Origin of the sequence: Bradyrhizobium sp. S3.3.6 (assembly GCF_040546905.1) — a bacterium.
In the GTDB taxonomy this organism is placed as follows: Bacteria; Pseudomonadota; Alphaproteobacteria; order Rhizobiales; family Xanthobacteraceae; genus Bradyrhizobium; species Bradyrhizobium cytisi.
This window is the reverse complement of record NZ_JBEPOT010000025.1, coordinates 21,958-36,898: the sequence shown is the minus strand read 5'-3', so window position 1 is coordinate 36,898 and position 14,941 is coordinate 21,958. Positions and strand designations below refer to the sequence as shown.

At 56.9% G+C, this 14,941-nt stretch carries 10 protein-coding genes and 3 pseudogenes; 6 read left to right on the top strand and 7 right to left on the bottom strand.

Annotated features, from left to right (window positions below; translation table 11 throughout):
• Window positions 1–1,143 precede the first annotated feature (1,143 nt).
• From ABID59_RS37050 to ectB, 3 genes are all read left to right on the top strand, one after another.
• Window positions 1,144–1,827: a response regulator transcription factor gene (locus ABID59_RS37050; protein WP_354086627.1), complete on the top strand. Its 684-nt coding sequence runs from the start codon at window positions 1,144–1,146 to the stop codon at window positions 1,825–1,827.
• 90 nt (window positions 1,828–1,917) lie between these two features.
• Window positions 1,918–2,307 carry a response regulator transcription factor gene (locus ABID59_RS37045; protein WP_354086626.1) on the top strand — a complete coding sequence of 130 codons (390 nt, stop codon included), beginning with the start codon at window positions 1,918–1,920 and terminating at the stop codon, window positions 2,305–2,307.
• Between the two features lie 994 nt (window positions 2,308–3,301).
• A complete protein-coding gene (gene ectB / locus ABID59_RS37040; protein ID WP_354086625.1) occupies window positions 3,302–4,555 on the top strand; it encodes a diaminobutyrate--2-oxoglutarate transaminase in 1,254 nt (417 codons plus the stop codon).
• On the opposite strand, the gene ABID59_RS37035 is transcribed toward ectB, so the two are convergent.
• Window positions 4,552–4,782 carry a hypothetical protein gene (locus ABID59_RS37035; protein ID WP_354086624.1) on the bottom strand — a complete coding sequence of 77 codons (231 nt, stop codon included), beginning with the start codon at window positions 4,780–4,782 and terminating at the stop codon, window positions 4,552–4,554. The genes ectB and ABID59_RS37035 overlap by 4 nt on opposite strands.
• Before the next feature lie 306 nt (window positions 4,783–5,088).
• Between ABID59_RS37035 and ABID59_RS37030 the strand changes: the two are divergent.
• A pseudogene (locus ABID59_RS37030) lies at window positions 5,089–6,120 on the top strand (IS256 family transposase); the annotation flags it as partial.
• A gap of 426 nt (window positions 6,121–6,546) precedes the next feature.
• A complete protein-coding gene (nolL, locus tag ABID59_RS37025) occupies window positions 6,547–7,668 on the top strand; it encodes a nodulation factor fucose acetyltransferase NolL (protein WP_354086623.1) in 1,122 nt (373 codons plus the stop codon).
• Between the two features lie 409 nt (window positions 7,669–8,077).
• Here nolL and panB read toward each other — a convergent pair whose 3' ends face one another.
• The 6 genes and pseudogenes from panB to ABID59_RS36995 form a co-directional block, all read right to left on the bottom strand.
• Window positions 8,078–8,938 (bottom strand): 3-methyl-2-oxobutanoate hydroxymethyltransferase, encoded by an 861-nt coding sequence (panB, locus tag ABID59_RS37020; protein WP_354086630.1) that lies wholly within the window; start codon window positions 8,936–8,938, stop codon window positions 8,078–8,080.
• 768 nt (window positions 8,939–9,706) lie between these two features.
• A pseudogene (locus ABID59_RS37015) lies at window positions 9,707–10,403 on the bottom strand (aminotransferase class III-fold pyridoxal phosphate-dependent enzyme); the annotation flags it as partial.
• On the bottom strand, window positions 10,403–11,035 hold the full coding sequence (gene bioD, locus ABID59_RS37010) for a dethiobiotin synthase (protein WP_354086622.1): 633 nt from the start codon (window positions 11,033–11,035) through the stop codon (window positions 10,403–10,405). The gene bioD and the pseudogene ABID59_RS37015, both read right to left, overlap by 1 nt.
• The gene (locus tag ABID59_RS37005; RefSeq protein WP_354086621.1) at window positions 11,032–12,153 is read right to left on the bottom strand and encodes an 8-amino-7-oxononanoate synthase; all 1,122 of its coding nucleotides are present in this window, start codon (window positions 12,151–12,153) and stop codon (window positions 11,032–11,034) included. Before ABID59_RS37005 ends, bioD begins: the two co-directional genes overlap by 4 nt.
• A gap of 118 nt (window positions 12,154–12,271) precedes the next feature.
• Window positions 12,272–12,625: an aspartate 1-decarboxylase gene (gene panD, locus ABID59_RS37000; protein WP_354086620.1), complete on the bottom strand. Its 354-nt coding sequence runs from the start codon at window positions 12,623–12,625 to the stop codon at window positions 12,272–12,274.
• Window positions 12,626–12,688: 63 nt separating this feature from the next.
• A pseudogene (locus ABID59_RS36995) lies at window positions 12,689–13,097 on the bottom strand (radical SAM protein); the annotation flags it as partial.
• A 717-nt stretch (window positions 13,098–13,814) separates the two neighbouring features.
• Here ABID59_RS36995 and ABID59_RS36990 point away from each other — a divergent pair.
• Complete coding sequence (locus ABID59_RS36990; protein WP_354086619.1) at window positions 13,815–14,840, top strand: radical SAM protein; 1,026 nt, start codon at window positions 13,815–13,817, stop codon at window positions 14,838–14,840.
• Window positions 14,841–14,941: the final 101 nt, after the last annotated feature.

The following is a 14,941-nucleotide window of genomic DNA, read 5'->3' as shown; positions in this document are numbered from 1 at the left end:
TCAACCGAAAGGCCTTGGCGTTCTTGCGCCTGGCCTCAATCCGCCTCATGCTGCGAAAGCTCTGTCAAAAAACATCATGATCTCGGACAGACTCTTAGGCCCTTAGCGGATCGATGAGCTACCGGCAGGTCTGACAACAGCTTCAGGTTGACCGCTCGGGGCGCGTTTTGTCGTTCCTATGTAGGTCAAAGAGCGAATCTTCAACTCCAGGCTGCCCGGTACGGACCCGTGATGTCCGCCAATTCTAATAGGAGAATGATTCTTTCGCTGGATCGGCGGTTGTTTGGCTGATGCACGAGAGCAAATGCAGCTGCCTTTTGCCGAACTGGTCCGCAGCCGGACACCGAATGGAGTGTATCCCGCCCCTCCATTCAGATTACGCCGCCTAATCTTGGGGTGCGAGCCTGGTCAAGGACGCAACGAGACGAACGTGAGCGTCCCTGCAGCAGCTCGAGTTCGAGCATCTTTCCTACAAACATGATGACGGAAAGGACTTGAATCGCACCTCGCGTCAGGTTGTACGAAGTCGATGCAAGGTGCTTCCCCCAAGCTCGCAAAGACGCAACTCACAGGCGCTCTGACGACGGAAAAGAAGAGTTCATGTGCTGATGCCGCTGCTACTCGTTCTGGTTTCTATTTTCCTTAGTACGGGTGCGATAGTCTACGCCGCTTGCCGGTCGCAACGCCGGCGGGATCGGCGCATGCACAGGCACGATCGCGCCAATTCGCTCAGCTCGCGCCCCCACGTTCAACTACCAAGGCGGCGGGCATTCTGATCCTTTAGCCCCAAAATGAGCCGTCCGCTGCAGTCCCACTCGGGAAGGCCAGGCGACACGCGCCGCCGTGCTAAAGCGAGCGCCTCAAGTCCTGGATTCGGTGCTTCTCGACCGGCTGTTCATCGATTTGATCGATGCCGCGGGGCCGATCCAACGCGGCGGCGGAAAGACGCGAAAGGCAGTTCTCGACCACTCGGACGGTTTTTGTTAGACTTTCCTGTAATGCGTCACGCTGGCGCGAATGGCTGACCAGTCACATACCTGGAAACTCTCAAAGATTCGCACCGCGCGAAAGGCTACGCCTGCCGATCAAAGGTCGTCGTGATGCGACACTTCTACTGTAAATTGTACAAGTGAGGCTCTTATCGTGACCAAGCGCTCTGAACCGTGGAAGGAAGCCGCAAATGTCGTAGGGCCGGAGGTGAGGCCGAGCGTCCTCGTCGTCGACGATGACCTCTCAATGCGCGAATCGCTGGTCAACCTATTTCGTTCGATCGGTCTAGATGTCGTTGCTTACGGATCGGCCCAGGAAATGCTCCAAAGCGAGCTTCCTGATGGTCCTAGCTGCCTTGTGCTTGACATCAGGCTGCCGGGATCGAGCGGGCTTGAGCTCCAGAGTGAGTTAGCCAAACTGAAGATTAACATTCCCATCATTTTCATCACCGCTCATGGCGATATTCCGATGACCGTCAAAGCCATGAAGAGTGGAGCAATCGATTTTCTCAGCAAGCCGTTTCGCGATCAGGAACTGCTCGATGGCGTAGTCGCAGCTATCGAACAGGATCGGAAGAGGCGAGGTGTAGACAAGGTGGTCAGGAGGCTGCAATCCTTGTTTGAGGCCCTAAGTCCACGAGAGCAGGATGTCTTGAAACTGGTCGCCGCCGGCCTATTAAACAAACAGGTAGCCGCGGAACTGGGGCTCGCCGAGATTACAGTTAAAATCTATCGCGGGCACGTGATGAAGAAGATGGGCGCTCGATCGCTAGCCGATTTGATCAGGATGGCTGAGAGGCTGGGAATTGGGACCGACCGTTTCAGGGTACAAACCTAAGTATGATTTTACAATTTCGTCGTACACGCGCACCCTTCAGCTGGCCGTCATGCTTCGGCCACCGCCCTCACCCAACTAGAACGAGTCGTCTTGTCCAGGTACTCAACTGTTTCCGTTGTCGACGACGATCCTTCGATTCGTGCCGCACTGGACAACCTTCTGAAATCGCAGGGCCACATCGTTCATACGTTTGCATCGGCTGAGGACTTCTTGCGGTCGTCTCAATTGAATGACACGTCCTGTGTCATTGCAGACGTGCAGATGCCCACGATGAGCGGCTTTGAACTTTTGGAACAAATGCGGGCCCAGGGTCACGCTGCGCCATTCATCTTGATTACTGCCTTCGCGGATGATCGCACGCGAGCCCGCGCGTTGAGCGTCGGCGTAATTGGCTTTTTCGCCAAACCCTTTGCCGGTCTGGAGTTGATAGCCTGCCTCGATGAAGCGCTGCGCGAGCATCGTGGCGAAACGGACGCGTGAAAGATGGCGAAGCAGTCTGGACCACGCCGCGCCCGCGCGGCGCCTAATGTGCCGCTGCCAGTCCTTACCTCGTGCTGGTGGCGACCATCGCCTTTCCGTCTTGCCGCATTCCTGTCGCTGTTGTTGTGCCTTCGGCCTCTCATCGAAGCACTTGCAAGGGCTCCTGACAAAAACCTACTGGAAATGATCGCGTAATCCGACGAGGCGAGGCCCTCCTCGCCCTAACAAAGGTGCGCACAAACGGCGATGCTGAGCTTAGGTCTAAAGTACCGCGGCAGCGGCTTGCCAGGCAGGACCTCGCCGAAAAGCGTTCACCCGACGCTTTCGCAAGTGCTCCAGAGAAAGTCCGGCGCCGGAGTCTATGGGAGGATGACCCGCCAATCACAGCGAAATCACGCAGCCCTTCAAGACGATCGCTGCATTCACAAAAGGCTGCAGGTGATGTTGGACTTCCGAACGATCCACAGTGTGCACCGCGAGATTCGAGCGTTCCAACCCAGTATCCTTCCGCGGGCGGAAGCACCCGAAACTTACGCATCCGTTGCAGCCGTAACACTAATGCCGCTGATCGATGCGATCTCAAGCCCTGCCTTGGCAACCGGCCGAAGCGCATCGGACCCTTTTGGGGTCACGATGAAAGTTATGACTTTCGTTCTCATTCACAGAATTTGTTCTGACGCAAGCTAGCCGCACGTCAAGCGCGAACTCCTCGCGCGCGGCTAAGCAAGCCTGTCCGCGAAAGACGACTTTAGCAAATGGCGTTCCCTGGATGTGGACGACACTACTAGACATAGTAGCTTTGTTCCGCATGATTCTCAGGTAAATCGCTGGAGCTGATTTTCAGACGCGCAACGCGCGACTAAGGACGTCGAGAGGCGTGGAACCGCGCGTTGACCGGTTTGCCTATCTCGTACGACGTTGGCCGCGCTTATCCGTCGGGCAGAATTTCTTATCGAGGAGACGATCAATGGTTGGAGTACACGGCCCACGCAGAATGAAAACAGTCGAAACACTAGAGTCCAATGTGCGCTCGTACTCACGTTCCTTTCCTGCGGTCTTCAGTCGGGCGCGCGGCTCGATTATGTTCACCGAGGATGGTCGAAAGGTCATTGACTTTCTGTCCGGCGCAGGAGCGCTAAACTATGGACACAACAACCAGGAGATCAAAGCAGCAATCAGCAAGTACCTGGAGTCGGACGGCGTCGTCCACGGCTTGGACATGGCCACTCCAGCAAAGGTCGAATTCATGGAGACCTTTAGCTCTGTCATCCTTCGTGAACGGAATCTTTCCTACCGCTTTCAATTTACGGGGCCTACGGGAGCTAACGCAGTTGAAGCAGCCTTAAAGCTCTCGCGTAAGATCACAGGGCGTCACAATGTCATTTCTTTCACGAATGGATATCACGGCCAAAGCTTGGGAGCCCTAGCTGCGAGCGGTAACCGCGTTTACCGCAAAGCCAGCAGCATTCCCTTAACTGGCACAACTTTCATGCCGTATGATGGGTATCTTGGTTCCGCGGCGGATTACCTGCGAAAGGTATTAATGGACGAGAGCAGTGGCATTGATCTTCCCGCCGCCATTCTCGTCGAAACCGTGCAAGGAGAGGGAGGCATTAACGTCGCCGGTAAGGAATGGTTGCAGTCAATTCAGGCGTTGGCAAAAGAGGTCGGAGCTATTTTCATAGTTGACGATATCCAAATGGGCTGTGGTCGTACAGGCGAGTTCTTCAGTTTCGAGTTCGCTGCTTTGTCGCCAGACATTGTTGTGATGTCGAAATCGCTGAGCGGGTACGGCTTGCCGTTATCGATGCTCTTGATCAAAGAAGCGCTCGACGCATGGGAACCAGGCGAGCACACGGGAACGTTTCGAGGAAACAATCTTGCACTCGTTTCTGGCAATGCGGCCTTGACCCTGTATTGGCGTAACCAGACGTTCTCGCACCAGGTCCAACGCTTGGGCGCACTTATGCGGCGTCGACTCGATGCTATCGCGCATCAACACGGAAACAAATTTGCTGTTCGTGGACGGGGCATGGTATGCGGCTTCGATTGCAAAACGACAGAGATCGCAGAGGCGGCGTCACGTAAAGCGTTTGCGAACGGCTTGATTATCGAGCGATGCGGACCGACGGATCAGGTTGTGAAGTTCTTGCCCGCACTTACGATCGACCAAGACACGTTGGGACAAGGCCTAGACATATTCGAGGAGTCGTTGACCGAAACGTTGAATTCAGCCCGAGGAAGCTAATTTGTAGGCACACGAGAGAAACTGTTGCGCGACAGCATCGCCGCACAAGTCACTGGCGCGAGTCCCTTCTTGCCGCCGAAACGTTCAGGAATTCTGAAGCCGTGATTATGGAGGTGACGCTCAAGGCCAATGCTGTCTGTGATCCGCCGAGTCGGCTGATGCGCGAAGAACGGCTGCTGCCCTCCTTGGTCCACAACACTGAGTGCGAGCAGCATCTCTTTGACCATAAAACCTCGCAATCGCGAGCGACTCTGGTCGAACTGGTTCGCTATCAATCATCCTGCGTGTACGATCCAACTAAGGCCTTTGCGGATGCACGCCAAGCCACAAGCTGCACTAAGAGATGGCGCGACGAAAGTCGTCAAGGCACGCGTGGTTGACGGCGTCAGTTACACGAAACCGAACAAGCCTCCCAATCAGAAAGGTCGGTCCTCGGCTTTTGCTCCAGAACTGCAGAGCACCGCTATCGGTGTGCGCCCGTAGGACGCTGCCATAACGCCAATGTTGGCGTGCTCGCGTTCAGCTATCAGAAGCGTGATCGCGAGGCGGACGCCACCGATCCCGACCGCATCCGGTTCTCTCCGTCGATCCTGCCACCCTATATGCGCCGTTCGAAGTCGATCGAGACGCTGCTGCCGATCCTTTACCTGAAAGGGATCTCGACCGGCGACTTCTCGGAAGCGCTGGCTGCGCTGCTCGGCAGGGATGCTGCTGGGTTATCGGCCGCCATCGGTCGCCTGAAGGATGGCTGGTTCGACGAGCACACCGCGTGGCAGAAGCGCGATCTGTCGGCGAAGCGCTACGTTTACATCTGGGCCGATGGCATCCATCTGGAGGCGCGGCTCGAGGACGAAAAGCAGTGCATCCTCGTGCTGATCGGTGCGACGCCGGAAGGCCGCAAGGAACTGGTCGGCTTCACTGATGGGGCCCGCGAGAGCGCGCAGGACTGGCGCGATCTGCTGCTCGATCTGAAGCGGCGCGGGCTCGACGTGCCGCCGCGGCTCGCCATCGCCGACGGCGCACTCGGGTTCTGGAAGGCCGCCGATGAGGTCTGGCCGAAAACGCGCGAGCAGCGCTGCTGGGTGCACAAGACCGCCAACGTGCTTGGCAAACTGCCGAAAAGCCAGCACCCGAAAGCCAAACGCGCGTTGCAGGAGATCTGGATGGCCGAAACCAAGGCCACAGCCGAGCTGGCGTTCGACGCCTTCATCGTGAGCTACACGCCCAAATACGAGAAGGCGGCCGACTGCCTGAGCAAGGATCGAGACACGCTGCTCGCTTTCTACGACTTCCCAGCCGAGCACTGGAAACACTTGCGGACGACCAACCCCATCAAAAGCACCTTCGCCACTGTGCGCCACCGCACCATCCGATCAAAGGGTTGCCTGTCGAACAGGACCGCGCTCGCCATGGTCTTCAAACTGCTTGAGGCCGCGCACAAAAGCTGGCGCCGTCTCGATGGCCACAACCAGTTGCCAAAACTCGTTCTTGGTGTGACATTCAACGACGGGATCGAGGTCATCGCCAAGCCGACCGACCGTCAGCCCATAACCGCCGCCGCCTGACCGGCCCCGCCGTCACCAAAATTTGGCGATAGCTCTTGGCGTGAACACCTCGACGTCAAGCGAAAGTGACGGACCAAATGTCAACTATGCGGGGCCAACCGAGAAAGCCCGACGCATCTGCCGGGTCTGAGATGCGTCGGGCCGAGTGGGAGACTGAGCGTGACAGTCTTCCTCCCACAAACGCGTCTGCAAGTAGTATGCCGCGCCGGTGCCGCTACAGCCGTGTCTCAAACTGGATATCTTGTCTTTGCCACAAAGGTCCCCGAGGCATTCAGACATGGGCGGCCCACAGCTAGTTCTTGGAAGGCCTAACAAGCTGAGCCTACTCCTCTTCCAAAAACTCCCGCCATCGCCTTTCGTTTGGATCAAAAATGAGGCAGAAGAAGCGGACAACGGGCCGCCGGCTCGTCAACAACAGATACCTAGATGTTTGATAGATTGCGACCCGTGACTGGAACGAACGTCCCCAGTTCGCGCAGGACAGAGGCATACGATCGAGATCTCAGTTTAGATTTCGCGAAAGGTGCACTCATTGTTTTGGTGATTGTTGGGCACCTGATCCAGTATGTCATCTACCGAGACGACGCGTTTTGGTATTCGCCGTACTACAAATCGATCTATATGTTTCACATGCCACTTTTTATGGCGATAAGCGGATATCTTTCTGCTCGATCGCTGCTTCAAAAGCCGTTCACTCGAGCCGCCAGCGACCGTGCGAAGCAGCTCTTGCTGCCGATGCTATTTTGGTGGGTGATAATGGAGACAGCTAAGTTAGCGGCGTTGGGGCGTGCGACCAGCCTAACGAGCGGACTTTTGGAATTTGTAGACGATCTCGCCGGCACATATTGGTTCATCTGGGCCACGTTTATTTCCTACCTTCTCATCAAGATTTCTACCAGGCTCACCCGCCGATCGTGGGTCATAACTGGCTCAGCCATACTGGTCGCGCTCGCGCCTCTGACATTCTCCATATCACCGCTGATCAGATTCACTTACCCGTTCTTCTGCTTCGGCTTCTTGCTTGCTCAATCGAGAGAACGATGGACGAGTGCATTGCGACATCACAAGCAGGTCCTGATTGTATTTCTCTTAATAGTGACCTGCGTATGCTTTCTAGCTTGGGGCAAGAGCACCTATGTCTACAATAATCTTGGGGTAATTCACGACTTTCCGTCGACTAAAGACGTACTTGTGATGTTTGTTGGCTCTGCAGCTGCGTCAGCAGTCGCTATCGAACTCCTGCTACAATGCTGGCGCTTTGGCCATTTAAACCGAATGGCCCGCTTTATCGCCGTGGAATTGGGCCAGGCCACGCTGCTGCTCTACCTGGTCCAGGGTACCGTGTTCCGTCTCATGGATTTCATACAATTCGGAGAACTTTGGGATCTCACGACCCGGGTGATCATCGCGGGTGTGCTCGGGGCCGCGATCATTGCGATCGCCCTAACGATCCGCTCGCTCGTTCGAGGCGTTCCATATCTGTCTCAGCTCGTCCTTGGAATGCCACCACGCTCAGGTCTTCCGCAAGCCAAACCTGCAATGAACTAGCTGTATCCATTTGATCGTTTGAGTACGGCAGGGTGCCGATAGCATCGAGTTGCCCGCGTGCCGCCGTCGAGGCGATGATCGGCATAAGAGCAACCCAATCGAGCCTGTATTGCTCTCGGTTTGTGTGGCACCGGCGAACTCAGCTTCGCGGCACGGCCTCTCACCGTTTGGGAAGTCACGAGACTATCTGCCGAGATCCTCATTTGGTCTCAACTGGGGCGGGTGCGAGGCAGGCGCTCACTAACGGTGATAACGGAGCTCGTCGAGCTTTCGGCCAGGGTGAGATGACGATCGTGCGGCCAACCTATCGTCGCAGCGGGCCCCGCCTCGCTATCGGACTGGCGCTCCTCTGCAGGGGCGCCGCGCAGTTCCCCGACCGTACTTGCTCGTTCGCATGTTGGACCTTGCACTAGCTTGACTTGGAAGGCGTCCAATTTACGATCGCCCCGCGCAAGCCGTCCGGAATCCGATATGACTCCTGCGCCGCAGGGAATGCTCCGCTACGGACATCAGCTGCCCAGCGCGAGAGGCCCTCCTGCAGCAGCTGATGGCCCTCTATATAGACACGCACGAATTTTGGATAACGGCTTCCTGAGAGCCCCAACACGTCGTGGAACACTAGAACTTGGCCTGAGCAACTTGGACCCGCTCCGATCCCAATCGTTGGTATGGTCAGAGATTCAGTCGCTCGTGCAGCGAGCTCAGCCGGAATACCTTCGAGGACAAGAGCAAAGCATCCCGCCTGCTGTAGCTGGTGCGCATCATCAAGCAGACGTAGGGCATCGTCCGCGTTCCGACCTTGTACCTTGAAGCCACCCATTGCGTTGACCCTTTGTGGCGTGAGACCAAGATGGCCCATCACGGGAATTTCGCAATTCACCAAGGCTCGGATCATCTCGACACGCTTACCCCCTCCCTCAAGTTTGACGGCGTTGGCGCCACGCTGCAGGAAGCCTCCAGCGTTGCGTATCGTGTCGTCGGGATTGAGATGAAAGCTAAGAAACGGCATGTCAGCTACAAGCATGGCCCGAGGCTTTGTCCGCGCGACCGCCTCCAGGTGGTGATTCATCATCGCCATGCTGACCGGTAAAGTGTCATCAAACCCAAGGCATACGTTGCCGACGCTATCGCCAACAAGAATGACGTCCACCACAGGATCGGCGATACGTGCCGTGACCGTGGTCATGACGATGGCGCGCCGTTCCTCTTTGAATCGTTGCAGAACTGGAATCGTGACGCGCTCAACTGATAGCTGCGAAATGTGACTCATGTTCGATCTGACCCGGCCGCCCATGTCTCTGGAAACGGCCTTTCCCTTGGAAGAGCAAATGGTCTCTGTCAATATGGAGGCCGAAAGAGAAGTTGGAAAGCACAGAGCTTCCAATGATTGCGCGATCAGCAAACAAACTCTTTCAAGATATTCCTCTGCGATGTGGTTCTGGGGCGCCACCATCCAAACATTCTGCGACTCAAAACGGCGGCATGGAGACGATGCACGCAAGCGGCGACAGTGAATGTCCTTATGAGGCTCCGATCTACGTGTCAAAGCCCACGTTAAGGCGGCATGTCCATTTCGTATGGCTGTTGATTGGCTTATGGCGCTCAAAGCCGCGGCTTCGGCGGACTGCAGGCACATTCCGAAGCGACCGTGATCCAGGCGAGCCAGATAGGAAAGATGCACCGGCGCTCGCACGGTTGGCCGCACACTCCAGAATGCGGATGACGTGTCCACCATCTTCGCGTGGGTCGCCTCTTGATAAGACCCGCCGTCCAGGCCGCTCTCCTCTAATCAAATCGACGAAGGACCTTCCGCAACAAGCTGCCACCAATGGACGCATACCTTTCACCTCGTGGCGATTCGCGCAGGCATCCATACTGATCAGAGGGTACCCAATCGCAATGACGCGAACGGATTGAAAACGAACGCACGGTCACACTCTGGACCGGCCGGCGAAGCCCGCGGTCTCCCGGCCGGCCGCACCTTCTATGGCAAGGCTCTCTCATAAGAATATTCCGGTGCGGCCTTAGCCCGTCATGCCTCATCGGCAGTGAACAGAATGTACGACGCTTCGCAGATCCGCTTCATCGCTCTTAGCTTCCAAGCTGGGTACATCAACATTCCGCCTGCCTCTGATACCAGAGGCTCGACGATAAAGCCGCGGAATTTTCATTTCGCCATGCTGACTCAAGCGCATCAAGCGTCGCCTACTCACGACAGCTGGCAGGGAGCGGGAGTGAGGTCTCGTCGAACAGGAAAGGGCCGTACGCTGCGTTGAAGACACCGCGGGCCCCAATTGACATCGCCCGAAGGTGTCGCCCTGATAGGAGTGTTGCATGACAACGATGCGTGTTCGCTGGTCGCCTATATGGTGCCGATAGCCGAGTGCCATCTTCAAGGCGACTTCCACGCTGACTGAGCTACTATCCGAGTAGAAGACCTGTTCGACGCTCGGGTGCGAGGTTCAAAAGGAGCCGAGCGAGCTCTTCAGCCGGATCGTGCGTGTAGCCGGCGAAAATGATTTGGTTCAGCTTGCAGGCCTGTTCTTCTGAATCGCGCTCACGATTTGCGGCTGGCAAGGGGCCGTGAGTGACGACCCACCAGGATGAGATTTCATTTTTGATTCGATGAGCGCAGTGTAGAGATAAGCACCGTCGCCACGCACAACGTTGGTCATTTCGTTGTCAAGAGCATGCTGCGTGAATGGATGCCAAATTGGCCACCTCTTGTTTGGCATCAAGGCTTGAAATCGTCGGGGATAAACAAACCCTTGAAGACAGCCTGCAGGCTGTCTGCCGTCATAGGAGAAATCCAGGGCAGCCGTCCTAACCAGCGCACCCGCGTAATGTCACAAATTGCGCTCTCAGTTTCAGAATTTCTTTCCCCGATGAATGCGATCCCAAGAAGTTCGATCTGGCGCTTTCGCAAGGCCTCTATCGACAGCAGAGAGTGATTGATGGTCCCGAGTTGCGTGCGGGCGCAAAGCACGACGGGAAGCCGCCACCGCGCGAAGACGTCGATGTAAAGTGCGCTGGAGGTCAGCGGCACCATCAGTCCGCCGACGCCTTCGATAACGAGCAGTCGCTCCCCGGTATCCGGCACCACGAGCGAATCGGGATCGATGCGAATTGCGTCTATTTCGGCGGAATGATGCGGGGAAGCGGGCGTTCTAAGGCGGTAACGCTCCGGAATGATCCGATCGGCCGACAGACCGCCCAGTCGTGCGACCAGCTGGCTATCGGTCTCTCCTTCAAGACCGGCCTGAATTGGTTTCCAATAATTCGCGCCGAGGAGATGGGCAAGGCCTGCCGAAAAGACGGTTTTGCCTATCCCCGTATCTGTGCCGGTCACCACGATCCGCTGACTCATCGAGATCCGCCCCTTGTCTCCTCAGCGAGCGCATCGAGCATCGCACGTACCTCTTCCTCTCCGACGTTGAGCGTCGATGAAATTCGTAAACAGACCGTGCCGGACGGCACCGTTGGCGGTATGATTCCTCGGATGTCAAATCCTCGAGCCTGTAGCGCGGGAGCTCGCCTCAGGGCGCTGGCATTCTCGCCAACGATATAGGGCAGGATCAGCGAGTTCGAAGGACTTCTCTCGCCTCGCGCAACGATCTCCCAATGCGTGAACGCGACAAGCTTCGCCAGCCGCTGTTGGCGCTCCGGCTCCTCCTGCAGGATCAACAGAGTCTCCCGTGCGGCCACCGCCATTAACGGCGAAGGGGCGGTCGCGAAGACAAGCAGGCGACAGCGATTGATTATGAAGTCGCGCAGCATGCCAGAGGCGGTGACAAGCGCCCCGGCAGCTCCCAGCGCTTCGCCGCAGGTATGTACAACGAGGAGAATTTCGCGTCCTTCATAGGGCGCTGTGAGACCTCGTCCTTGCTCGCCACAAACACCGGTGGCATCCGCCTCGTCCACGACCAAGAACACATCGTGCCGATCCTCGATCGCGAGCAGATCTTTAAGCGGTGCGAAATCGCCATCCATGCTGTAGAGGCTCTCGACTACGATCCAGACCTGCCCCGCTCCGCCCGCGGCACGCCAGTCGCGAATTCCGCTCTCGATAGCCTGCGGGTCCTTATGGGCGCAGATTCTGAAAGCGGCTCGGCTAGGTCGCGCCCCTTCATGAGTATTGGCGTGAACCAGAGACTCAAGGACAAGCAGGTTGTGCCGTTGCGGCAGCCTTGTCAGCACTGGAAAACTCGCGAAATAGCCACCGCCGAAGAAGAGCGCGGTCTGCGCCCCGAAGAACCGCGCTGCTTCTGCCTCAAAGCATTCGTGCTCCTCGTAGTTGTCGCGCAGAAGCCGTGATCCGCCGGCTCCGATCGGAGTCCCGGCTTCCAGCGCGGTCAGAATGGCCGTTTTCATGCGCGGCGCGCTCGCCAGGGCCAGATAATCGCTTGGTGAAAAGTCAGTCCCGATGCGCGGCATGATACCGCGCAGGCGATCGTCTTCTTTAAGCGCATCCAGGCCTTGCCACATAGCTGGCCGATTTAGCGGCAATGACGGAACTCATTCTCCACTCGCTGAGCAACGATGGACGCCGCAAAACTCCAACTGGCGGCGAAGAACAGGGCCTTCCCGCGTTTGCTGTTTGACTTCAAACCGGCAGGATGCGATTTTCTCGATCAACCAGCACAATTCGCGGCCTGAAGAGTCTTGCATCCTCCTCGTCAAATGACGCGTATGCGACGATACTTATCTTATCTCCGGGCATCGCCAGTCGGGCCGCCGCACCGTTCACGTCTACGGTGCCGGATCCTTGTGGCGCTTCTGTCACAAACGTTGCAAAGCGTGCCCCCGTCTCAAGATTGTAGAGTTCGACGCGTTCGTTGATCAGGATACCGGCCGCGTCCAGGAGCCCGCGATCAATCGAGATCGAGCCTTCATAGTGCAGGTCGGCTTCGGTTACCGAGGCGCAATGGATCGTTCCCTTCATCAAGACAATCTGCATTTTCCACCTACGCTGATCGCTTGCGCGCAGCACCTTTATTGGTTTGACAACCTAAGCGAAGTGGACGTTGTGATTGTAAAAGTCGAGCTGCGTCGGCGAGCCGTGCGGCTTGCTTTGGCGTGAGCATGCCGAGCGTTACGTACGCCTCCATGACAATATGTTTAATGGCAGCAATCGTGTCGCAGACCTGATCGAGATCGCGGTCCTTTGGACTCCGCCAGGCCGCGGCCATGCAGAAGCGAGTCGCCCCGGCGGCCTTCGCGTGCTGCGCGGCGGCGACCACATCCGCGCGATCCATCAAGCGGGTCGCCTTCAGGCCAGTGTCGTAATGCACGCCCTTTACGCAGTAGGCGCAGTCTTCAGGACAACCGCCGGTCTTGACGCTGAGCAAACTTGCGGTTTCGACGTGGTTTGGATCGAAATTGTCGCGATGAACGGTCTGGCCGTGAAATAGGAGGTCGGCTAATGGCAGCGCGTAAAGCTCTCCCGCCTCGGCACGTTCCCAGTCGCGGCGGACCGGCGCGCCGTTGCGGCCGCTATTGCTTCGACTTCCACAGCCCCCAAGACTTTCGCTCGATCATATAGGCGACAACCATCGTGCGTTGCTCCGCAAAGCAACACTCTTGCCCGGTATTAAGCGAGAATTATCGGTGAGTTGCGCCGGGATGGCGCTCATATCAGGCTCATAGCCGCCTCTCACGCAGGATTTCCTCGTAGCATCGAGGAACGCGCAACAACACTCCCATGCGAAGCGACATATTCGCCATCGACATCAGGAATGCACCACATGTCCCTGCGCCACGGCTCGAGGTCGTTCTCGGCGAGCCGGCGACGCACGGTGTCTCGTCCGACAGAGCGTCCCCAGAAGCATTGAAATCCTCGTGCCGCTGGAAAGCTTGCCGATCCTCGAATAGCTCGGTATCAAAACGTCAAAATCACTATGACGAACCACTAGTTGCTTTGTGTGCCATCGATCGTCCGGACGGTCGCGGTTCAACCCAAGCCTCTGTCGTGGTCGCATTCCTTCCCGATCACTCTGTTCTGTCAGAAAGCAAACGAGGCTCTTGCGCGGAACGCGACGGGTTTGTTTTGAGCATGACATAGCGCCAAAGAAAATCGTCAAGAATCTTCTGCTTGGGAGTGGCCCAAGCCTTGCTCAAGATACGGTCAGACCACCGAGGAGCACCCAATGCCACCCGACAAGCGGCTTCCGATTGTGTTTGACCATCTGAGACTCTGCGTATCGTTTTATTGCAACCTTCATTGCAAGCATTGTTATGTCCCCCAACAGTATCGAGACGAATACAAGAGACGTTTAGAGCCGTCGCAGTTGTCGGTCGATGAGATGACAAACTTTATCGATCTGCTTATCGACCGGTATGGCCTGACAAAGGTCTCAGTGACGGGTGGTGAGCCGCTTCTCAGAGTCGTGTTTCCGCGAACGCAAGCGGTGCTCGCGCATGGACAAAAACGGGGGATGCAAGTCCAATTAACTACAGCGGGGCTTGGCCAAATGCCAATTTCTGATGTGGTCTCCATCTTCGATGATCCTGGGAAGCTCACCCTTCAATTTAGCTTTGACGGCGCAAAGCGGGAGACTGTGGACCGCTTCCGCGGAAAGCCGGGTGTTTACGATTCCGCACTCCGTCAGATGTCCGAAGCAGCCAATTGCGGGGTCTGGGTGCAGGCCAGGATGACGGCCAATCGACAGAACATCGCTGAAGCGCTGGACGCGTATCGACTGCTGTCCTCGATTGGCGTTGGTTCCTTCAGAATTAAGCCGATGTTCGCCTCAGGTGTCGCCCTGGACAACGAGGAAGCGCTCCTAGGGTCGGCTGATGAGATCAGAGAGTTGCAGCAGGCTCTGATCGCAACGGCCGCGAAGACCTCGGCCCGCCTTGAGCTGCCACCTCCGATTTTTGTTGATACAAGCCAGCCGCGGCCGAACGTTAAATTCACCAAATGTGACTGCGGCATCACCTCTGTCTACCTCTCGGCAAATGGCGATCTCTACCCCTGTCCCTACGTCGTTGGGGATCCCGACAGCGAGGCGTTCCTTGTCGGCAACATCCGATCCCCTGAATTCGATCTCGAGACGGCTTGGCGAACCTCTCCGGCGCTGAAGCACTACCGGGCGGACAGCGGCTGCGCCCACTGCCCCTCGCAGGTGGCCCTTCTGAAGAATATCGAAAATCGCGCGCTTGCCTGCGGATGAAAGACGAGCCTTGGATCGGAACGGTCGGTTCTGCAAGGAGTGCCATTTCGGTTGCGGCCGGATCGACCCAAACTCTGACCGGTTCGTGTCCGAAGTTCTGA